General features: G+C 38.9%; 21 protein-coding genes. 10 read left to right on the plus strand and 11 right to left on the minus strand.

All coding sequences use genetic code 11. The annotated features are described in order from the left end of the window. Window positions 1-8: 8 nt before the first annotated feature. The 3 genes from BW716_RS38140 to BW716_RS27755 form a co-directional block, all read right to left on the minus strand. The gene (locus BW716_RS38140; protein WP_368678004.1) at window positions 9-1,823 is read right to left on the minus strand and encodes a TonB-dependent receptor; all 1,815 of its coding nucleotides are present in this window, start codon (window positions 1,821-1,823) and stop codon (window positions 9-11) included. Window positions 1,824-1,835: 12 nt separating this feature from the next. Then, window positions 1,836-2,417, minus strand: coding sequence for a carboxypeptidase-like regulatory domain-containing protein (locus BW716_RS27750; RefSeq protein ID WP_083729148.1), 582 nt, complete (start codon window positions 2,415-2,417; stop codon window positions 1,836-1,838). A gap of 154 nt (window positions 2,418-2,571) precedes the next feature. Next, window positions 2,572-3,003 (minus strand): hypothetical protein, encoded by a 432-nt coding sequence (locus tag BW716_RS27755; RefSeq protein WP_083729150.1) that lies wholly within the window; start codon window positions 3,001-3,003, stop codon window positions 2,572-2,574. 145 nt (window positions 3,004-3,148) lie between these two features. Between BW716_RS27755 and BW716_RS27760 the strand changes: the two genes are divergently transcribed. The 9 genes from BW716_RS27760 to BW716_RS36980 all read left to right on the plus strand — a co-directional run bounded on the left by BW716_RS27760 (window position 3,149) and on the right by BW716_RS36980 (window position 9,378). Then, window positions 3,149-3,478, plus strand: coding sequence for a hypothetical protein (locus BW716_RS27760; protein ID WP_143709072.1), 330 nt, complete (start codon window positions 3,149-3,151; stop codon window positions 3,476-3,478). A gap of 76 nt (window positions 3,479-3,554) precedes the next feature. Further along, on the plus strand, window positions 3,555-3,839 hold the full coding sequence (locus BW716_RS27765) for a hypothetical protein (RefSeq protein WP_143709073.1): 285 nt from the start codon (window positions 3,555-3,557) through the stop codon (window positions 3,837-3,839). A gap of 35 nt (window positions 3,840-3,874) precedes the next feature. Beyond that, window positions 3,875-4,126 (plus strand): TonB-dependent receptor, encoded by a 252-nt coding sequence (locus BW716_RS27770; RefSeq protein WP_083729156.1) that lies wholly within the window; start codon window positions 3,875-3,877, stop codon window positions 4,124-4,126. Window positions 4,127-4,178: 52 nt separating this feature from the next. Continuing rightward, window positions 4,179-4,814 (plus strand): SCO family protein, encoded by a 636-nt coding sequence (locus BW716_RS27775; protein ID WP_083729158.1) that lies wholly within the window; start codon window positions 4,179-4,181, stop codon window positions 4,812-4,814. Between the two features lie 9 nt (window positions 4,815-4,823). Then, the gene (locus tag BW716_RS27780) at window positions 4,824-5,189 is read left to right on the plus strand and encodes a hypothetical protein (protein ID WP_083729161.1); all 366 of its coding nucleotides are present in this window, start codon (window positions 4,824-4,826) and stop codon (window positions 5,187-5,189) included. Window positions 5,190-5,237: 48 nt separating this feature from the next. After that, window positions 5,238-6,107 (plus strand): helix-turn-helix domain-containing protein, encoded by an 870-nt coding sequence (locus BW716_RS27785; RefSeq protein WP_179091295.1) that lies wholly within the window; start codon window positions 5,238-5,240, stop codon window positions 6,105-6,107. A gap of 247 nt (window positions 6,108-6,354) precedes the next feature. Then, on the plus strand, window positions 6,355-7,821 hold the full coding sequence (locus BW716_RS27795) for a cytochrome c (protein ID WP_083729167.1): 1,467 nt from the start codon (window positions 6,355-6,357) through the stop codon (window positions 7,819-7,821). Between the two features lie 42 nt (window positions 7,822-7,863). Next, window positions 7,864-9,204, plus strand: coding sequence for a cytochrome c (locus tag BW716_RS27800; protein ID WP_083729169.1), 1,341 nt, complete (start codon window positions 7,864-7,866; stop codon window positions 9,202-9,204). Between the two features lie 6 nt (window positions 9,205-9,210). Further along, window positions 9,211-9,378 (plus strand): hypothetical protein, encoded by a 168-nt coding sequence (locus BW716_RS36980; RefSeq protein ID WP_179091296.1) that lies wholly within the window; start codon window positions 9,211-9,213, stop codon window positions 9,376-9,378. Window positions 9,379-9,696: 318 nt separating this feature from the next. Here BW716_RS36980 and BW716_RS27805 read toward each other — a convergent pair whose 3' ends face one another. The 6 genes from BW716_RS27805 to BW716_RS27825 all read right to left on the minus strand — a co-directional run bounded on the left by BW716_RS27805 (window position 9,697) and on the right by BW716_RS27825 (window position 17,405). Next, entirely contained in the window at window positions 9,697-10,860 is a 1,164-nt protein-coding gene (locus BW716_RS27805; protein ID WP_220388848.1) for a TolC family protein, read from the minus strand. Window positions 10,861-10,991: 131 nt separating this feature from the next. Then, on the minus strand, window positions 10,992-12,539 hold the full coding sequence (locus BW716_RS38530; RefSeq protein WP_220388849.1) for an efflux RND transporter permease subunit: 1,548 nt from the start codon (window positions 12,537-12,539) through the stop codon (window positions 10,992-10,994). Further along, window positions 12,536-14,095 (minus strand): efflux RND transporter permease subunit, encoded by a 1,560-nt coding sequence (locus tag BW716_RS38535; RefSeq protein WP_220388850.1) that lies wholly within the window; start codon window positions 14,093-14,095, stop codon window positions 12,536-12,538. The genes BW716_RS38530 and BW716_RS38535 overlap by 4 nt, the downstream gene beginning before the upstream one ends. Before the next feature lie 23 nt (window positions 14,096-14,118). Further along, window positions 14,119-15,237: an efflux RND transporter periplasmic adaptor subunit gene (locus tag BW716_RS27815; RefSeq protein ID WP_083729173.1), complete on the minus strand. Its 1,119-nt coding sequence runs from the start codon at window positions 15,235-15,237 to the stop codon at window positions 14,119-14,121. A gap of 117 nt (window positions 15,238-15,354) precedes the next feature. Continuing rightward, window positions 15,355-16,722, minus strand: coding sequence for a HAMP domain-containing sensor histidine kinase (locus BW716_RS27820; RefSeq protein WP_083729175.1), 1,368 nt, complete (start codon window positions 16,720-16,722; stop codon window positions 15,355-15,357). Window positions 16,723-16,724: 2 nt separating this feature from the next. Continuing rightward, on the minus strand, window positions 16,725-17,405 hold the full coding sequence (locus BW716_RS27825; protein ID WP_083729177.1) for a response regulator transcription factor: 681 nt from the start codon (window positions 17,403-17,405) through the stop codon (window positions 16,725-16,727). A gap of 107 nt (window positions 17,406-17,512) precedes the next feature. Between BW716_RS27825 and BW716_RS27830 the strand changes: the two genes are divergently transcribed. Then, a complete protein-coding gene (locus BW716_RS27830) occupies window positions 17,513-19,477 on the plus strand; it encodes a KUP/HAK/KT family potassium transporter (protein WP_083729179.1) in 1,965 nt (654 codons plus the stop codon). A gap of 15 nt (window positions 19,478-19,492) precedes the next feature. Here BW716_RS27830 and BW716_RS39100 read toward each other — a convergent pair whose 3' ends face one another. After that, on the minus strand, window positions 19,493-19,675 hold the full coding sequence (locus BW716_RS39100) for a hypothetical protein (protein ID WP_220388851.1): 183 nt from the start codon (window positions 19,673-19,675) through the stop codon (window positions 19,493-19,495). A 1,124-nt stretch (window positions 19,676-20,799) separates the two neighbouring features. Then, window positions 20,800-22,059: an SGNH/GDSL hydrolase family protein gene (locus BW716_RS27840; protein WP_083729181.1), complete on the minus strand. Its 1,260-nt coding sequence runs from the start codon at window positions 22,057-22,059 to the stop codon at window positions 20,800-20,802. Window positions 22,060-22,311: the final 252 nt, after the last annotated feature.

Genomic DNA, 22,311 nt, shown 5'->3' on the forward strand with positions numbered 1-22,311 from the left:
TGACTGGTTTAAAACCGTGCACTTAATGTAACACCATATGTACTGGGAGATGACATAATAACATTTCTACCAAAACTACTATCAGCGCTACCGTATAAGAGATACCTTTCACTGGTTAAGTTCTGGCCCCAAAAGAACAACCCATAACTATTATAATTTAATCCGATTCTGGTATTTACCAGGGTATAAGTAGGTTGTTTGATAGAATTTTGCATATCAGCATAATATTTACCTATATTTCTGATATCTCCATGAACCACCGCTTTTAATTTTTTCGTTATTCCAAACTCGTATTGTGCACCCAGATAGATGGTATGGCCTGGCGTGTTAGACAAACTATTGCCGGCTACCTGTGTTTTTGTTTCTACCCCAGTGGTATAATCTACTCTGGTCAATTCAAAGTCTTCATATTTAGTTTTATTCAAACCAACACTACCATCTACCTGCAAACCTTTTACAGGTATAGCAGAAACTTCTAATTCCAGACCCATGGACTGTGAATTACCAACATTCTCCAACGCATAAGTAAATGGGGAAACGATGTTACTCATCTGCATATCTTTCCATTTAATGAGGAATGCTGATGCAGCTATACTGACCTTATTTTGTGCAAGGCTAGTCTTATACCCTATTTCAAAATTATCAGAGTATTCAGGATCGAATGTTTGCTTTGCGTTAGTACTTGTTGTAAATCGCTGTGCATTGATGCCTCCTGCACGGAAACCGCGATTATAAGTAGCATATACATTCGCATGATCATTTACGGCATAGCTAAGAGCAAGTTTGGGCGAAAAAGCAGAATAAGTACCTTTGGCTGTGGTATCAGCAACATAGTTTGTTACTTCTCCATTTACCAGTACAGCATCACCAAAACCGTTGAATGTTGACTGCCTGTTTTCATAGTCATAACGCAAACCAGCAGTGGCTTTAAATTTATCTGCCAATTGATAGCTCAGCTCTCCAAAACCAGCCAGTCCATAGTTTTTAGCATCGTTCCTGGAAATGATGTATGAACCTGTGGCCAAACCATACGCTGCAGCATCAGACTCTGATAATTCATAGACATTATCCCCACCATGGCTTTTCTGTGAAAAACCGTAAATGCCTGCTGTATATTGGAACCTTTTATCATTATTGGAGTTAATGCGTACCTCCTGACTATAAACTACCTGTGGTGGTAATAATTCTCCCGGTTTCTTATCATAAAAGGAACTATAATACCCCGGGAAATAAATGTCCTTATATCCCATACGGATATTCTGGTAGGCAGAAATTGAAGTGAGCGTAAAGTTGTTACATGAATATTTAGCCACCAGGGAGTTATTGAATATATTTCTTTGATCTTGTCCAATTCTTCCAAGATTCAATTTATTTGGATCAGCAAATCCGACGGAGTCATTAAATTGCGATACCATATAAGTAGAATTATTACTCCAGTCCCTTTGCCCTTTAATGTTCAGTGTAAGCATCAGGCGACTTGAGGGCAACCATTTTAAAAATAAATTACCATACAGATTTTTCGTACCACCCAATTTTTTCCCGTTTATACTACCATCTGTTGCGCCGGTCCCGGTAGTATCATTTATATAAAATCCATCCTTTGTTTGAAACAATCCGGTAAATCCAAAAAATAATTTGTCTTTCACAATTGGCGTCTTAAAGCCAGCACTATAGCGTTGCAGACCCTGATTTCCTACTCCTGCTTCGACAAAGCCCGATGTTTTATTGGTAGGTTTTTTAGTGATGATATTCACCACGCCTCCCATTGCATTCCGTCCAAATAAGGTTCCCTGAGGGCCTCTCAATACTTCAATTCGTTCTATATCTGTTAAAGCTCAACCATTGGCCAGAATATCAAGGTTATTGACATCATCTATATAGGTAGAAACAGCAGGGTTTTCACTGAAAGCCTGGATACCTCTGATCGATTGAATTTGTTCGTAGGCAACACCCAATTCCTGATAAGCATAATTAGGTACTAAAGCGGCCAGATCACCCAGGCCCCATATACGGTTATCTTCTATCTTTTTTGCAGAAAGGGAAGTAATTGAAGTGGCGACCTTCATAATATCTTCTTCTCTTTTGTTAGCCGTTACGACAGCCTCACTTAATTGACGGTTTTGCTCAGTTAATGTGATATTCAGTTCTATTGCTTTGTTAGCAACCACCTTTGTCCCGATAAGTTTTGTTGCAAAACCCATAGCGCTAATACTTAATTGATATGTTCCAGGTAAGATGTTGGCAATTTTAAAATCCCCTTGCTTATCGGTAATAGTTGATTTGTTTGTATTTAAAATGGTAATAGTGGCTCCTTCAATGATATTACTATTGGCGGATTTCACTGTACCACTGATGGATTGTCCCTGTAGATCCGTGAATAGAAACAATCCAAGTAATATGCATACGATTTCTTTCATTTTTATTTATTGAATGCACAGTTTTTTAGTGTTGATATATTACTATCAACACTATTTATTTTATAGTGCATAGAAAAAATAATTCCCGTATTACAAGTAAAACATATTTACCGGAATAAGCGAATTGATTCAGTAAGTTTTAATAGCGGAGTGTCTAAATAAAAATGGGAGGTTTCAGTAATCTTTTATCGATTAAAGGCTGATATAGGGAAGTCTTATTGGGAACAAAGGGATCTGCTAAAAATTTGTTTTCGTGAGAAATTTCTACAGGTATCATTGGAAAACCAGGCTGAAAAACAAATAGCTCATTCTTGCCAAAAGCATCAGCAAGTGCCTGCTCCTGTTGCTGTTCATTTTGTATCTGCTTCTTTAAATAACAATGCCCATTGCAATGCATCATTGGCTTGTCTTTGTTGATACAAAATTGCGCTGTAATTGCCTTTTGATTAATATAGAAGTTTAAAAGGATAATACTTTTGCTAAAGGTTGTAATAAAAATCGCAACCATTGTTAGAAAAAGGACTATATGTTTAAAGCAATGGTTCATGAACAGTTTTGCTGGCAATTGACGAGCAAAAGTAAACATATTTTATATACTCTGCCGCAAAAAGGTGAAATAGAAAATATTTACAACAAATAAAAAATATCCATGATAAAGGTTATTTTTGCCCCAAAATCAGGAATTGGCAATTTTTAAGCAAATATCAGTATTCTTATTAATGACTGCCCTTATGGCCCAGTCATTAAACAAGGTTCTTATTGTGTTTGATTATTACGCCAACACAGCCACATTTGCCGAAAAATGTGAAAATAAGGCCCGCCCTTCTATGCATTGTAATGGTAAGTGCCAGATGATGAAAAAGCTAAAACAGGAAGAAAACCGGGAAAATAAAGCCCCGGAAAAAAGAAGTGAGAACCGTGATGAGCTTGTTGTCTCGAATTACCCCCTGTTTACGCTGAATATCAATTTACCCGTAATTGTTGCACAGGAATACATTATCAATAATGATAGTACAATTGTTAAAATGCCCCGTTCCTGTTTCCATCCTCCTTCCTGCTAATTGATTTATGCTTCGCTGTTATGCCATGTAAGTAATTTACATGTGCTATGTATTTCCGATCACCCAAAAAATATGTATGAAACATTTGTTAAGTTCTGTATACAACAGGATCAGGGCTAGCTATTTCTACCCGGAAATGAAACAACTGTTCCGGTTGGCTATGGCAGTCGCATTTTTATTCTGCATCTACAATTACGGAAAAATATTGTTTACTGAACAAGGCAGTGTGTGGTCAGCCGTGTTTATGCTGGCCGTAGTGCTCGCATTGGTGATCAGAATTTACTTCCGGATTATGATCATAAAGTATCATGAAAAAGATATTCATATCAGGCTGTTTGAAAACATACAGGACCGTGTCTAACCTTTAATAACTTCTATGCCAGTTATCAATTACCAGTGGGATTAGGAATAGGCGCCGGAGGAAATTATGCCTCCCGTAATCTGATCATTAATAATACAACGAACGGCCAGTTTTACCTGGATAGTTATACGCTTATCAATGCATCGCTATTCTACAATCATGCACGATACAGGTTTGCTATTACAGCTGATAATATTGGTAACAAGGCTTATTATACAGGTGGTTCCGGCACCTTTACTCCCGGAATGCTACGTAGATTTGCAGGTAGCATAGCAGTGCGATTCTAATGGATGAAAGGTATGCTGCTCCTGGTAGCAGCATACCTTTAAATTAATTCTTATGAAGACAGGAGTACCAATAGTATTATTTATCGTTATTATCAACGGGTTGATTTCCTGCCACCTTCAACCAAAGCGATTACCTATCCTTGGCGATGCTGATTATAGGCAGCATCCAATCACTGGTAAAACAGATACCATCTATCCGGTTATTGCAGACTTTAGACTTACGGATCAGGATAGTAATCTGATCACAAACAGTACGTTTGACGACCGGATATATGTTGCCGATTTTATTTTCCTCTCCTGTCCAACCATTTGCCCTAAAATGACAAAGGAAATGCTGAAGGTATACCATGCCTTTGATGATAATAAACATGTGAACTTTATCTCACACACAATAGACCCGGAATATGATACAATTCCACGCCTGAGATCTTATAGCACATCCCTCGGCGTACAGACCGAAAGATGGCATTTTGTTACAGCCCCTGCAGATACTATTTACAAGCTGGCAGCTTCCTATTATGCAACCGTATATCCTGATAGCACTGTGCCTGGAGGCTTTACACACAGTGGAGGCTTTTTATTGATAGACAAGCAAAGGCATATCAGGGGAGTTTATGATGGCACCGATACCACCGAAACCGGAAGATTGATCAGGGACATTCATGTACTGTTAAAAGAACGTATATAAGTATACATATTGAAGAAGCTCGCAGCCATATTACTTATCTTTTCACTATTCATTCAGACAACTGCCAATGTCTGGCTGGTAGGGCTGTTTTATTTGAAACGGGACTATATTGCGACCAACTATTGTATAAACCGGTTTGACAAAATTCCTGTATGTAAAGGTTCCTGCTTTCTTGAAAAGCAATTGGAGAAAGAACAGGAAAGAGAGAAAAGAAATCTGGAACTTAAACAAACCCCAGTTACTCTTTGGGTGCATGTCATTCAGACAACAGGACAGACATGCCCTATTGCTATTATTAAAAATAATTTCCCCGATATCAGCATCGATCTATTAACCGGTATTAAATATCCTATCCTGCGCCCCCCTATCGCCTGATCCTTTCTACATATTTTTTTTGATCACCAATTAGTACCCATGATAGTTATGAGGGAGTCAATCCCGGTTTACTCATTAGGTACTTTTGGCCCGGACTCAAATGATTTCCGTATAGACAGACTTTCTTTTCTGTTACAGCAATATCCTTTCCTGGAGCATCTGTACAGGCCATCTTATTATATGCTAATATGTATATGGGAGGCCGTGGGATGGGTGACTATTGATAATGAAAAAATCAATGCGGAAGGGCCAAAAGTAATATTTGTAAAACCAAACAACATCTGTTGCCTGGATTTAAGTAACCTGGCAACTGGCTTTATTGTGTGCTTTACAGATAATTTTTTTTCATTGAGGTATAATAATAATGTGCTGCACAGATTTGCGTTCATGACACAGCATGCGTCAATAACAACAAGAATCAGTCATGAACAGACAAATAAATGGGATAACCTTTTACAGCAGATTCTGGATGAGTTTGAAAATATGCTCGAAGGAAAAAACGACCTGCTAAGATCTTATCTCAATATCCTGTTACACGAACTCGACCGCACTATATTTAAATTACCTGTTAAGGAAGAAAAGAATATAAAGCATGCAAAAATCATCCGGTTTGAGCAACTGGTAGAAGATAACTATGCACATCACCGGCATCCTTCTTTTTATGCAGATCAGCTACATATTACAACCAATTACCTGAATAAGCTCTGCCATGAGTTTTATCATATCACCAGTGGCAGCCTGATAAGGGCACGGATTGTGAAAGAAGCCAGCAGACTGCTGCACCATACCTCTCAGTCTGTAGCTGAGATTGCATATGAACTGGGATTCGAGAGTGCATCTTACTTCAATACATTTTATAAAAAGGAAACCGGCATGACACCGGAAAATTTTAGAAAATCAAAAACATTCAAATCATGAACAACAATAACCAAAAAACTATAGGATATATCTATTTCATCAATCGCGTAGCACTATTACTTTTTATATGTGTGTTAGTATTCTTTTTTATCAGAGTAATGATTGTAAAAAAGGACAGTCACGAATTTGAAAACGTCAGGATTGAAAATGAAAATATCGAGTCTTCATTATCTATACATTCTTCCCTTTAATCGGAGCTGGACCAGCGATGTTATCACGAACTTTGTAAGATAAATGTAAGCTTAGTATGGACTTTCCATTATTTCACCTCGATTGGCTGAACGATAGGTTTTTGATAGCTATGATTGCTATCATTCATGTGCTCATTAATCATGGACTCGCTGTAGGGTTTATCCCATTGGTTACCTGGCTGGAACAAAAAGGGGTAAAAAATAGTAGTAGCGCAGAAATCACAGATTTTACCTGGGATAATATGGTGTATAAGATGATGAAAGTCGGTTTCATCATTACCACTACACTGGGCGCTATGACAGGAGTTGGTATCTGGTTTTCTGTAGCCCTCGTAAGCCCTGCATCTATAGGTAGTCTTATAAGAGTCTTCTATTGGGCATGGTTTACGGAATGGCTCGTGTTTGTAACTGAAGTTGTATTGATTGTTATTTACTTCCTGACTTGGAAGAATGCGAACAAATCATTGACTTCCAAACTCAGGCACATCAGGTTTGGCTGGTTTCTATCTATTTTTTCCTGGATTACAATGGCCATTATTGTATCCATTCTTAGCTTCATGATGGACCCGGGCAACTGGAAAACACATCATAGCCTGCTGAATGGCTTTACAAATCCGATTTACCTGCCACAGTTAATGTTCCGTACCCCTACTGCAATGCTGGTTGGTGGCGTATTTGGCCTTATGTTGATTACGCTCTTTACAGATACAGGTACTGCCATGCGGCAAAAGGCTGTGCGGGCAGCTTCTGCCTGGATACTTTGCTGGGCTCCATTTTCACTGGCAGGAGCAATCAATTATTACAGGGTGATGCCCGCTGCCATGAAAGCAAACATGAGTACGGCTATAGGCACTATTGATTTTTCACAATTTTACACCCTGTTGCAGTATGTCATAATGGTTGCAATAACCATCGTTTTACTACTGGCAATACTAGGCCTTTTAAAATCCGGGTGGATGAGGTTCCCTTTAGCACTGGTGGCCTGCATCATGGCTTTTGGTTTCCTTGGAATTTTTGAGCGTGTCAGGGAGTTTATCAGAAAGCCTTATGTAATTGGTGGTTACATGTATAGCAACCTGTTGAGAGAAGAAGATTATCCACTTTATAAAAAAGACGGTATTCTCAAATATGCGACCTATACAAGTACGCCGGAAGTAACTCCGGATAATAAAATTGAAGCAGGTCGTAATGTATTCATGCTGGCATGCAGCCGTTGCCATACCACACAGGGAGTCAATTCTATCACTTATGTATTTGAACGTATGTATGGATTTGGCAAACCACTGGATGAAAACTCAATGGCCGCCTATATACCTACAATGCACAATGCACGAACTTATATGCCGCCATTTCCTGGTAATAAACAGGAGCTAAAAGCACTGGTAGCTTATATCAAATATGTTCAGGAAACAAAAGAAGTGATCGAAGGTGCACAGACAGAGGGCGTAACAGTCAATAAACTAAATGATATGGAAGCTGCCAAAGTCGTCATGGAAAAACAACAGGAAGAAAAAACGCGCTGACCAACAGTAAAACAATTTAATTCATTTAAACAGAACTTAGACATGCTTTATTTTTTGCAGGCAACCACACCTGTACCAAGAGATATACCATTGGATTTACCATTGCCGGAATGGTTATTAGTAGTACTCCTCGTCATTTCATTTCTGGCTCATATCGTATTTGTAAATCTCATGCTGGGAGGCTCAATTATCACATTATGGGCTGAAATAAAGGGGTTAAAGGATAAGGATTATGATACCCTGGCAAATGAAATTGCGAAAACAATAACGGTCAATAAGAGTCTCGCAGTAGTGCTGGGAGTAGCACCGTTGTTAAGTATTAATACGCTTTACAGCATTTATTTTTATTCTGCCAATGCACTGACTGGCCTAATGTGGATATCCATCATTCCACTTGTTACCATTGCCTTTTTGCTGACTTACATGCATAAATATACCTGGAAAATTCTGGCACAGAACAAAGCATTACATCTTTCAATTATTGCGGCGGCCGTTGCTGTTTTCCTATTTATCCCATTAATATTCCTGGTAAATATCAACCTGATGTTGTTTCCTGAAAAGTGGGGTACAATCAAAGGTTTTATGAGTGCACTGGTATTGCCCAATGTATTTCCACGCTATCTGCATTTCATTTGTGCATCATTGGGTATCACCGGGCTATTCCTGTTCTGGTATACCGGGAGGAAAAATTATCCTTTCGAGAGTTTTTACTCCCATCTGAACAGATACGAAATAAAGAAAAAGGCTTATTCACTTACACTGGCTGCTTCTGCTGCCCAGTTTCTGATAGGCCCATTGGTATTGATGACATTACCCTCAAAAGGTATCGGCTGGAATCTTATTGGAGTGATCCTGACAGGTGCCGCTATTGCTATTCCTGCAATGATCTGGATATGGAAAGCAATTACCGGACCAGCAGAAAAAATAGACCGGCATTTTGGCAAAGTTGTATTGGCGTTAGGAACCACTGTTTTATTCATGGGTAGTGGCAGACATATATATCGTGCCAATGCGCTTGCACCTCACCGACAACTGATGGCTGCCAAAACTGCGGAGTTCGAAAAATTATCTGCTGAAGCAAGAGCTAATCCACAGGAAGAAGAAGAGGAAATGGAAATAGATCCATCACTGGGTGATGTTGCCAAAGGGGCCGCTCTTTTTAAAGCAAATTGTAGTGCCTGCCATCAGAAAGATACTAAACTGGTAGGGCCACCCATGCTGGAAATGGTAAGCATTTACCATGATCAGCCGGACAAGCTGAAAGCATGGATCAAAAAACCTGGTAAAAAACGGCCTGATTTTCCACAGATGCCAGCATTCGGCGACAAATTTTCCGGAGACGATCTGAGCGAATTAGCTAAATATATTTTATCAATAAAATAATTATTTATGAGTACCCCAGTTTTTGTGATTGCTACGTTGCTGCTCATAGGAGCAATTGTACGGCAGCTGATCATCATGTATACAAACCTACTTTCTTTACAAAAGGATGCAGAAATATCAAGAGTGAAAGTGAAAGAAGAAAAAGAGTATCTTTTTATAAAAGGATTGTATTGATCAATTATTTTTACTTGACTCTAAGGTTAGAATATGTCGAATCAAAGATGTCATCTGGACTTGGATACTACTGGCTGAAGGTTAATAATCAATCTTATCGTATAAGAATTTTAATCAATAAGGATAATATTACAGGTTGATTAAATGCAGGCAAAGATCATAAGGTCTTTGCCTGTTTCTTTTAATTGAGAATTACAGTAATCCTCCTGCAACAATAATTCGTTCACCGGTCACCAAACCATAAGTTCGGGGTTAGTACGAACCTAATGATTCTATAGTGTATGCGGGGGGCCTTTTAAGATTCATAAATACGTTGTCTTATTGTATATCCCAAATACCAGCTGAACGTTCCAGATTTACCAATGCCTCGGCATAACTGAATAATGACTGATAATAGTTTTGCTGCACGTCGTTGTAAGTACGTTGTGCATTTAATACTTCCAATAAAGAAGTTTCGCCACGTTTGTAACTATATATTTTGCCTGTTAATACTTTTTGTGCTTCAGTGAGCAAACCGCTTTTAAATTGTGACACCTGTTTTTCTGCTGCTTTATAATTAAAGTAGGATTGTATTACTTCTGCCTGGATTTGCAATAATATCTGATCGTATTGGACTGCAGCCTGCATGATGGAATATTGTGCGGCTTTCATATCACCTTTATATCTGTTAGAGAACTTTAATGGAATGGAAATGCCTGCATTGATACTTCTGTAAGCCGGTGTGGGGGCTATGGTATTTGTTGATTCACCGTTATATTGCATACCAGCTGAAATGCCCAGATCAATTTTCCTGTTGGCCCTGATCAACTGTAAGTTTTTATCGGCAACAGTTTTACTATTAATTGCTGCTAGAATATCAGCCCTGTTATCCTGTGCGTTAGTGATTAAAGTACCCAATGCGAAATCCCTTTCCAGGTTATCTGAATTCGATATCGGAGTAAGTAATGTATCGGACTGCGCTTTGCCTGTATTAATACTTAATTGTACTAAAGCAGTTTTCCAATCGGCTTCATTTTGATAAAGACTGTTAAGTAAGCTACCTGCTTCTAATTTCGACTGTCTTGCATCCACTTCTGTTATAGCACCTAATTTAAAACGGATAGCATCTGCATCAGCCAGTTGCTCCATGGTAACATAGGAGCTTTGTTGAACCTGTAACAGATTATATTGTTGCAAGGCATTGAAATATGCAATTGTGGCATCTGCCTGAAGATTGCGAAAGTAATCCTGTAACATGGCTTTGCTTAATTGCAACTGGCTTTGTGCGAGGTCAATTCTTGACTTTCGTTTACCTCCCAATTCTAACGTGCTACCAATACCAGCATTATAACCCTGTCCTAAATGTTTACTGGCTTGCTGATTATCATAAAAACCAATAGATAATTGAGGATCAGGGAAAACTTTGGCAGATTCGACACCCGCTTCAGCAATACTGACATTGTATTGCTGTGCTACATAACTGAAGTTTTGCTTACCTACCAAACTCAAATATTGGGTAAGTGATACCCTTGTTTTCGCAAAACCAGTATCTAGTTGTGCATGTACTCTGGTACAGATGCACAGGATTATCCATGTTAATAAAATATATTTCTTATAGAATTGCATGCACTTTTTTATTCGTTGGATGATGAAAACTGTTTATAATCTTTCTTTCCCCATTTACTTTCCATCATATAGTATAAGGGAGGTAAAACAAATAGCGTGATGGCGGTTGCTACGAAAAGACCATATACAATTACGGTTGCCAGTGGCCTTTGTACATCAGAACCTATACCTGTTGCCAGAGATGCGGGTAATAAACCCAATGCCGCAACTGTGGCAGTCATTAATACAGGACGGAAACGGTCTTCAGCACCTTCCACAACGGCGGTAAGTAAATCATAGCCTTTCTTTCGCAGGTCATTTATGTGTGAAATCAAAATCACCCCATTCTGTATGGCTACACCAAACAATGCAATGAAACCCACTGCTGAAGAAACATTCAATGTCATACCTCTGATGTTCAACGCCAGCATACCCCCGAATAATGCCAGCGGCACAATGGATAAGATCAGTCCCGCCTGCCGGAACTTGCCGAATGCACCATAGAGTAATAAAAACATGATGGCCAATGCCAGTGGAACAATTATCATCAACTTGGCATAAGCCCTGTTTTGGTTTTCAAATTGTCCACCCCATATAATATTGTATTTTTCATGATCGTACTTTACCGTTCGTTCAATATTGCTTTGCGCTTCCTTTAAAAAAGCTGTCAGATCATTGCCCCGCAAATTGAGTTTTACAGTCAAATGTCTCTTATTTAATTCTCTTGTAATAGTGCTTTCTCCGGTGGCGGTTTTTACAGTTGCTATTTGCGACAAAGGAATTTTTGCCCCCGTCTGAGAAGTGAGCATCAGGTTCGATATTTTCTCAGGCGTATTTCGGCTTTCTTCATTATAGCGGCAGATAACATCATACACTTTATTGCCAACAAACACCTGGGATATAGCTTTTCCGCCAATAGCGACTTCAATCAGCTCTCCTACGTCAGTTACATTCAAGCCATAACGTGCCATAGCATCCCTGTCAACAGAGATCTGTAATTGCGGCAATGGGGGCTCCTGGTCAATGGCTACATCGACAGCACCTTTAATGCTTTTAATGGAGGTCATAACGTTTTCTGCGATATGGCGAGTTTCTTTAAAATCATCCCCATATATTTTTACCACCAGTTCGCTGTGTGCCCCTGCAATCTTATCCATTACACCATCGATCATGGGTTGACTGAACCCGACAGTATAACCCGGCATGGTGGCATATTCTCTTGCCAGATCATCAATCAGGTCGGCTTTGGTCCTGCCGTTCTTCCATTCACAATATGGTTTAATACCAATGCTGCATTCAAAGTGAGAGGCGGTCCATGGGTCGGTACCATCATCGTTACGTCCTGCCTGCACCATCATATAGGTTACTTCATCATACTTCATGGTATGCTGCCGTAAGGTATCACTCATTTCTTTCGATTTCTGTAACGATACACCCGGAGGTAGCTGCACCTGTAACCAGATAGAACCTTCATCCAAAGGAGGTAAGAAATCTTTACCTACGGTGATGGAAAGAATAACTGCACTGATTAAAACAAGTACCAGGGGAATAAATACCCGTTGAGGAGTTTTCATCATTTTTTACCACCTTCAAAATAGGCATTGGTCAATTTTTCCAGCCATTTATTGTGGAATAATTTTCGTGGCTTCCGATAGACTGCATAAGCCAGTCCCGGTATCAGCAACAGTGCAACTGCCAATGCACCTAACAATGCAAAACCAACGGTAAAAGCCATGGGTGTAAACAGTTTCTTTTCAACCCTTTCAAAAGAGAACAGGGGCAGGTAAGCTGTAATGATGATAACGGTGGAGAACAAAATAGGTTTGGCAACAGCCAATGCCCTTTCCCCTATGGTAGATTCCTGCAGCTCTTCGTTGGGGCTATCTTCTCTCTTTTTCAAAATGGTTTCCATCATTACAATGGCCCCATCCACAATAATCCCAAAGTCAATGGCGCCAAGTGAAAGCAGGTTTGCCGGAATATTTGTAAAGTGCATCAGGATAAATGCAATCAATAACGCCAGTGGAATGGTGATGGCTACAATTAATGCCCCACGCCAGTTGCCGAGAAAAACAATCAGCACAATAATTACCAGACTCATACCTTCCAATAAGGTATGCGATACAGTGTGCAGGGTTGTTTCTACCAGGTTAGTTCTGTCTATATACGGCCGGATACGTACCCCTTCGGGCAATATATTTTTATTAAGGTCCTCCACAGCAGCATGGATACCTTCCAGTACTTTGGATGGGTTCTGGCCTTTTAATAACAATACGATGCCTTCATCGCCTTCGCTATAATTTACTTTCCTGTCGGTATACCCTAAGATGCCCTTGCGTTCCAGGTTCCCGTATTTTAATGTTCCTACATCATTTAGAAATACGGGAACTCCATTTACTGATTTCACCACTACCTTGCCCAGGCCTTCCAACGTTTTTACAAGGCCTATACCCCGCACCACATAACCCAGATCACCTCTATTTAATACACTGCCTCCTGAATTGGCATTGTTGTTATTGATAGCAGTCTGTATATCAGTCAGGGACAATTGATATTGTTCTAATTTTCTGGGGTCCAGTTCTATCTGGTATTGCGTTGTGATACCACCAAAATTGGTAACATCGGCAACACCTGGTACCTGCTTAATACGGGGGATAATCTTCCAGTTCTGCAGGTCGGTGATTTCTCTGAGATCGTGGCCTTTGCTCTCTATAATATAACGGTAAATTTCACCTATGGGAGATGTAAGCGGGTCTAATCCGGGCTTCGCGTTATAAGGCAGGTCCACATCGTTCAGCCTTTCTGAGATACGTTGCCTTGCCCAATAATCCTCAATACCGTCTTCAAACACGATAGTAATAATGGACAATCCAAATGTGCTTTTACTACGCATTACGTGCATACCGGGCATGCCATTTAAAGCCCTTTCTACAGGAATGGTTATTTGTTGTTCTACCTCTTCAGCAGCAAGTCCCGGAACCTGTGTTACAACTTGTGAAGTAACATCTGCGATGTCGGGATAGGCTTCAACAGATAGTTGTGTCCATGAATAATAACCAAAACAGACCAGGAGTATAAATAATGCAACAAAAAGCCAGCGTTTTTCTATTGCTGTGAATATTAATTTCTTCATGAAGATTTGCGTTATTGTGGTTGTTATTTTGCATCCAGGAGATAAAAACCACCTTCTGAAACAATCTTATCTCCATTGTTTAATCCAGATTGAATGACTATTCTTTCTCCTTGTGTACCCGCAGTTTCCACTTTACGTTTTATATATTTCCCTGCGGCAGTTTCTATGAAAACAAAACTGGCATCATTCATCTGCAATAAGGCTTTTGATGGAATAAGAATGGCATTAACGGGTGCAACAATGAAATTTACGGTTACATACATACCCGGTTTCAGTGTATGATCGGCATTATTAGCTTCTATAAGCACTTCTACGCTGCGTGTATCTTCATTGACAATCTCTTTTACATGATATACCTTGCCCCGGATATGTTTTTCCGGAAGAGCTGCAATTTCAATATTACAATCATCTAACTCATGGATAAAGCGAATATCTTTTTCTTTTACCTGCCCAACAATCCAGATCTTAGATAATTCTGCCACTGTGGCTACACTTGCTGCATCGTCTTTTATGAACTGTCCGAGTATTACTTTATTTTCAATTACTTCTCCGGCGATAGGAGAATGAACTACTAATGCTTGCCCTAATGAAAGATTATCAGGGTTTGCTTTGAAAATTTTAATACCTATTACTGCATTTTCATACTCCTTTTTTTCTACTTCGTAAGCTGTTTGGGCTTCTTCCAGATCCTTTTGTGTTCCTACACCATTGGCAATTAAATCCTGTTGGCGTTTCAACGTTTTTTCAGCCTGTTGCATCTGTGATTTTTCCTGGAAGAAAATTTTTTGTGCCGCAATAAAATCAGGGGAGCTTATTTCGAACAGTGGTGTTTCAGGTGTGGTCTTTAAACCCAACCGTAAATATGATTTTGTTACTCGTCCCTGAAAGGGTGGAGCTATTTCTGCATATTGAGTTGGGATGGCTTTTACCGTACCGGTGGTCAGCATTTGCAAACGATAAGGCTCACTTTGAGCAGTTGTTGTTGCAAGTTTGTTTTGCAAGTTTGAATTTTCCGGAATAATGATGGTGTCGCCCAGCAGGGTATAATTAATGTTTTCTGTTTCAGCCTGGGGGCTATGGCAGGAGTAGTTAATCAGGAACATTCCATTGAATAACAGTATTGATAATATTTTTCTTTTCATTTTCTAATTGAGCAGCTGTTTAATGAGATTTTGCTCCGCGAAACTAAAACAGCCCCTTCGAAGGGGCTGTTAGAATTGCTTTAGAATGTTATTAGAAAATCATTAGAGATATTAATATCAGATATGAGGCAATGTGATGGTGAAGGTTGTACCTTCGTTTTCTTTGGATAGAACTGAAAGGTTGCCATTATGCAATGCAATGATTTTTTGGGTGAGAAATAATCCAATACCATTACCATCTGCAATTTTTTTATTTTTCCCCCTGTAAAAAGGAGTGAAAACATGTTGCAATTCTTCATTACTGATTCCAATACCGTTATCTGAAAAGCTCAGGAAAATTTGTTTTTCATTGTAAGAAATAGAAGTTATGCTCTGCTTATTGTTTGAAAATTTGCAGCCGTTTTCTATTAAGTTTGCAAAGGCCACCTTTAACAGATATTCATTGCCATTTACTGAAATAAAATCATCATTGTCAGTTTCTTTTTCAAAAACGATATTCACCTTATAGTCTGGTTGATTGTGAAGTACGTCATTTCGTGCATCTAATAAGATTTCATCCAACCTGACTTCTTTAAAGGAAATTTCTGTTTGATCGTAACTGGCTTTTGCTAAGTCCAGCAGACTATTGGAAAGACGCATTAATTTCTGAATATCAGAAATAATATGTTCTATTGACTGTTGGTATTCTTTATTGCTTCTTTCTTTTTGCATTGTAAGCTGCATTTCTGCCAGCATTGCAGTAAGCGGCGTTCTTAATTCATGAGAAATATTTGAAACAAAATGTTTTTGTGCATCAAAAGAATTTTCAAGCCTGTTAAGCATTTCGTTAAAAGTGATGGCAAGAGCTGCAATTTCGTCTTTCCGGTTCCCTTCCTCCACTCTTAGATCAAGGTTGGTAACGGTGATCTTTTTTACCTTTTGTACCAGCGATGAAACGGGTTGCAATGCCTTTTTAGACAGGAATTGTCCGACATAGAATATAATAATTATAGAGAAAAGAAAGGCTATAATAATTGTATTGCGAAGATTGGCAAGTTTGGTAAGTCCGTATTCATCTTTTGCGGCAGCTGTTATTACATAATGTTGCCCGTTATGTTCATATAAGAAACCTACTACCTGTACATCTTCAAGGTAAAATTGAATTTCTTTTTGAACAATAATGCGGTCTATCATGTTCTGTGTTTCTTTCACCTTGTCTATTTCAACTGCATCATGGTATAATAGATGAAAAGCAGTATCGTAAATGGCTACTTCTTCCTGGAATAAAGCATTAGGTGCATTTTTATAGATGAGTTGTAAAACTACAGGGGCAACCTTTGTATCAAATAAAAGGTTAGCTTTAGTAGCTGCCTGTTGTTTCAATCTTTTAAAATACTCATCTTCCCTGGTTGCAGAGGAAGTGAAATAAACAGTTAATGCAAATGCCAATAATAATGCGGCGACCAACGAAGTAAACAATAGAGTAAGCCTTGTTTTAATTTGCATTGTTAGTCCTGTTTAAAGATGAAGCCAAGGCCTGGCTTGGTATGAATGAGTTTAACATCAAAATCCTTATCTATTTTCTTACGCAGGTAATTAATGTAAACATCAATAAAGTTGGTTCCTGTGTCGAATGTTGTTTCCCAAACCTTTTCTGCAATTTCTGTTCTTGACAAAACCCTTTCCGGGTTTTGCATCATATATTCTAAAAGTTTTAGTTCTTTTGGGGTTAAGGAAATTTCTTTGTTGCTACGTTTTACAATTTTGGTATGCATGTTTAATTCAAGGTCTGCATATTTTAAAATAAAACCCTGTGAATTACTTTTGCCGTTATTACGCTTCAATAAAGCACGGATCCGTACATGTAACTCTCTTAAGTCAAATGGTTTTAATAAATAATCATCTGCACCTGCATCAAAACCCTCTACTTTATCATCGGTGGTTCCTAATGCGGTAAGCATAATAATGGGGGTATCCGGTAGTACGGTTCTGATCTCTTTGCAGAGATCGAGTCCATTCACTTTGGGCAGTATAATGTCAGTTATAATCAGGTCAAAGCTGTTTTTTAATGCCAGTTTTTTACCTAATTCACCATCGTAAGCAACAGTTACCTCATAAAGGTGCTCTTCCAATCCCCGTTTGATGAGTTGTGCTACGCGTTCTTCGTCCTCGATAACGAGTATTTTCATAAAGTTATATTATTTTACCAGTAGAAATGGAAGCTAATAAATATATTATTGATAATCAAAAAGTAAAATTCTAGGTATATATTTGAGTACTTTAAACAAGGGAAATAATGGAGCTGTCGGTACAAAACACACAGGAATTTCACAAGCAGATCAAAGCAGCAGGTATGCTAATTGCCATTGGAATAGTCTTTGGCGATATAGGCACTTCTCCACTATATACCTATACAGCATTATTCAAGCCTGATGAAATTATCAATCCTGCTAAGGCATTAGGTGTATTAAGTTGTGTAATATGGACACTTACTTTACAAACCACGTTCAAGTATATTTTCATCACTTTGCAGGCTGATAATAAGGGTGAAGGTGGTATCTTCTCCCTGTTTGCACTTATAAAAAGATACTACAGGAGGTGGCTGATTGTTGTTGCCATTATAGGTGGGTCTTTTTTAGTGGCTGATGGTATTATTACTCCTCCCATTTCTGTAGCGTCTGCTATTGAAGGAATGAAAGCCATCTATCCGAATATTGATACAGTGCCTATTGTAATTGCTATTATTATTCTGCTTTTTGTAATTCAGCAATTCGGTACGCAACAAATAGGAAAGTTCTTTGGGCCGGTGATGATGACATGGTTCACATTTATCGGAGCGATTGGAGTGATGGCATTGAGCCACAATTTTAGTGTACTGAAAGCATTGAACCCTGTTTATGCTTATGAACTATTGACATATTATCCAAAAGGTTTTTGGTTATTAGGCGGAATATTCCTTTGTACTACAGGTGCAGAAGCTATGTATAGTGATATGGGCCATGTAGGAAGGAATAATATCCGGGTTAGCTGGATCTACATAAAAATAACATTGATTCTTTGTTATGCTGGCCAGACTGCCTGGCTGCTAGAGGCGGGGAAAGCCAATACGCTCAGTCCTTTTTATAATATTGTTCCCCAGGCGATCTATGTTCCCTCAGTAATTCTTTCTACGCTCGCCACTATTATTGCCAGCCAGGCATTAATCAGTGGTTGCTTTACCCTGGCCAATGAAGCTATTCACCTGGGTTTCTGGCCACGCCACAAAATCGTCTTTCCCAGCAACATAAGAGGACAGTTATATATTCCTTTCTTTAACTGGGCATTAATGATAGCCTGTATTGGAATGGTACTCCACTTCAGGGAGTCTGGTAAAATGGAAGCTGCTTTTGGGCTTTCTGTAACACTGACAATGCTTACTACCACAATATTAATCGCACTTTGGTTACGAGCCCGTAGGAAGCCATTAATAGTAGTAGGCATTATCACAGCATTATTCCTTACAGTGGAAATCTCTTTTTTGATTGCAAATCTTCAAAAGGTCAAAGAGGGCGGTTGGATCATGCTGTTTGTTGGGGCTTTCCTTACTTTCATAATGTTGGTTTGGCGCACTGGTCGTTTACAACAGAAAAAACTTATTACTTTTAGTAAATTACAGCCTGAAAACCTGCAACGGTTGATAGAACTAAGTCACCATAATGAGATAAGCAATTTTGCTACGAATCTTATATACCTCACCACATCAGCAGATCCCAACGAGATTGAAAACAAAACGCTCCGGTCAATTTTCAGTAATCCTATTAAAAAAGCAGATGTTTATTGGTTTTTCCATGTGGAAATTGATGATGAACCTTATACATTACAATATTCAGTTACAACATTATCCGTAAATGATGTTTATCACGTAACGCTCAGATTAGGATTCCGTGTTCAACCCCGTGTAGATCTCTTCTTCCGGCATATAGCAAATGAACTTGTCAGTAACGGAGAACTTAAACTTGAACGCAGCCCTATGATGGAATTTGCGATGAATGATATCGGCGATTATAAATTTATCATCATCAATTCTTATCTCTCTTTTGATAATGATCTGCCTTTCTGGAGATCCATCCTCATTAAATGCTATTATAATCTTAAAGGAATAGGGGTAACAGAAGACGTAAATTATGGACTGGATACAAGCAACGTGATAATTGAAAAATATCCGTTGGTATATACCAATAAACAAAACCTGAAAATACAAAGGATAGATAATTGTTCCTAATGCTTTATTAATTCATTAGTGAATGGTTTGGGGTGCGTAAAAGATAATACAAACACCTATCAGGGCAACGAGTGCACATATTAAATCATAGAAGTATGGTTTAAAGTTGTCAGCTAACCATGCCCATAATAAAACAACACTATGCCCCCTCCATAAGTTGCATATACCGTCCAAAGCCGGCAACCTGCAATGTGGCATTAACTCCGTATGAAAGGAGAACGATTCCGCCTAATATTCTCATCCAGATATGGTACCCTTCTTTGAGCTATTGCCATATCAGATACCCGCATCCGATTTCACAGATACCAGCTAATACAAAAGGCACAACGATTTAATTACTTCCATAAAGAGCCTTTTATGCGCCCTTTATGATTCTATAAATAATGCCTGATATAATTATCAGGGAGTAAAATCCCAATAATATATTCCAGGGAGTAACGTGCTTTTTTAAGTTCACTTTAAAGGTTCGCATATAATTAGTTTGCTACCTTAAAATCAATTGACGTTCCTAAAAGACATAAAAGCGTAAAAACAGCTACTATAGCTATTTTATTCTTCCAGATGGGGTGTTGTGGGAAAATAAACTCTTTCACTTTGAGAGCATTTTATCATTTTGAGAGGATGTAATTACATTAGAAAAGCTTTAAAGCTTGCAGAGAAAGAAGGATTCGCCCCCCGGACCTGTTACAGTCAAAATCATTCGCGACATGAGCGCCAATTTCGATCTCAAACCTCCTAAATACAAAAAGGCCTTCAGATTTCTCATCCGAAGGCCTTCAATAGTGGGATAGCCATTGAAGAAGTGGCTAAACTTAATCTTTCCAATAATAGCTATTATCACGGGCTAATGGGCTATCTGTATAGCGGCATCAATCACGAACAAGCACTATTCCATTATGGGCAGGCATTACAGTTTACAAAGTCTGCTGTTGAAAAGAAAGTGCTGACAGGCAAAATAGACCAACTTAAAAAATAAACAAAAACCAATAAAAATTATTGCTTAGACTGTAGCTGCTGTTTTTATGATGATTTGGTTTATTCCTATGCTGAATCACAATCACTAAATAACATTTTTGGTAGAACTATTATTTGAATAGCCTTATTATAGGATCGATTAAGTAATTGAGAGGTTAGGTGTATCAAAAGTTACCGCCTCTAAATATCTGAAAGGATTGGCAGAGACAGGTAAATTAGTTACCCCCTTACTGCTTTAATAATTTTCGAGACTGTAAAATTCGCCCCGCCGAGTATTTGACAGCCAAAACCATCCAAGGCATGACCATGCACTAATTCTGCGGAAAAAGAGGAATTCTACACTAACATTACTTGAACAAAGACAGGTTTATTCCTTCGCCTATTAAACGGTAACCCATTTCGTTAGGATGGAGAAAATCATTCGCTCCGGCTTGTAGCTCATATTGTAAAACATCCTTGTCATTGGGATCTCTCATCAACTGATCAAAGTCGATGACTGCATCGAAATGGTTCGAGCTCCGGATCCATTCGTTGACCTTGTTGCGAGCGGAATTTTTGTAGCTCTCATAATAGAAGCTTTTTTTGAAAGGCATGATGGTGGCACCGTAAACCTTTATTCCTTTGGCGTGCGCCAGATCTATGAATTGTTGATAAGCGGCAATGAGATTTTGTGCTATGCCATCAGCGGCCAAACTGTCCCGTGCACCGCCAAGGTCGTTAATTCCTTCTGCCAGAATAAGCCATCTGCCCCCTTTCTGATCAAGGACATCATGTTCGAAACGTAGCAATCCGGTAGGTCCTAATCCCCCTTTAAGAATGGCATTACCACCGATCCCCATATTGATTACACCTACCTTGCTGGTAGCTGGATTTTTTAACAAATTCTCTGATAATATATCGGGCCAGCGATTCTGTTTATTGGTCCCTGAACCACGTCCATCAGCGATTGAATCACCGAAAACGACAACCGATCCCGAATTATTTTTGGCTTCTACTTCAATTCCTGCAATAACGTACCAATGATCAATCCTGATCATATCCTTATATTTCTCACCGGGTTTGGCAGCGTTGCTGGCAAACAGATAAGAGGTAGTTCGGGAGCCTGCATGCCCTGTGAGAATTGAAGGGACTTCGCCAAAAGAAATAGTGATAGCGATTCTGGCCCTCGGCTTTAGCTCAAACGATTTGGGGTCGGAATAAATTTCTGTACCTGGTTGCAAAATAACTTCCTGTTTCCCATTGAAGGTTAACAATGCAATGGTTGACATATCAATCGCGCTGCTGTCTTTCGCAGCCGCAATCTGTACCGATCTGATCACGAGCGGACTATTCCCAAATTTATTGGAGAACTTCAGCCTTAGTTTATCAGCACCGATTGAGACGCAGACGATCTGTCTTAAGACATGGTTAGCAATTCCTGGTTTGGGAGGCATGTCCTTAGGATCTGTTGCCAAAAGTGCTGTTCCCCAGGTACCTACCCATTTCGTTTTGTCTTCTGTGTGATATTGGCTAACAGGAGGATTAGCTGATACAGAAATACAATACAGCAACAATAGTGTCGGCCATCCAATTTGCAGAATTCCGAGGGTATGATATCGTTTTTTCATGATAAATAATTAATATTTGATCGTTAACGTGGTCAGGAGGCAGAATTGTTTTGATTAATATGTATTCGCCAATTTTGATTTGAAAGATAGAAAGTGGTTAATTTAATCAACAAACAAGGGTTAATGCTACCAGCAGCCGGTCATTGCTTGTGCGATAGTTAACTTTTACGTACGAAATAAGTTTCGTTTTGATGAAATTAATAAAATTAACTATACCCTCACTCCTCTTACAACTAAATCCAAAATCATTCG

It is taken from the genome of [Flexibacter] sp. ATCC 35208 (genome assembly GCF_001975825.1).
In the GTDB taxonomy this organism is placed as follows: domain Bacteria; phylum Bacteroidota; class Bacteroidia; order Chitinophagales; family Chitinophagaceae; genus Chitinophaga.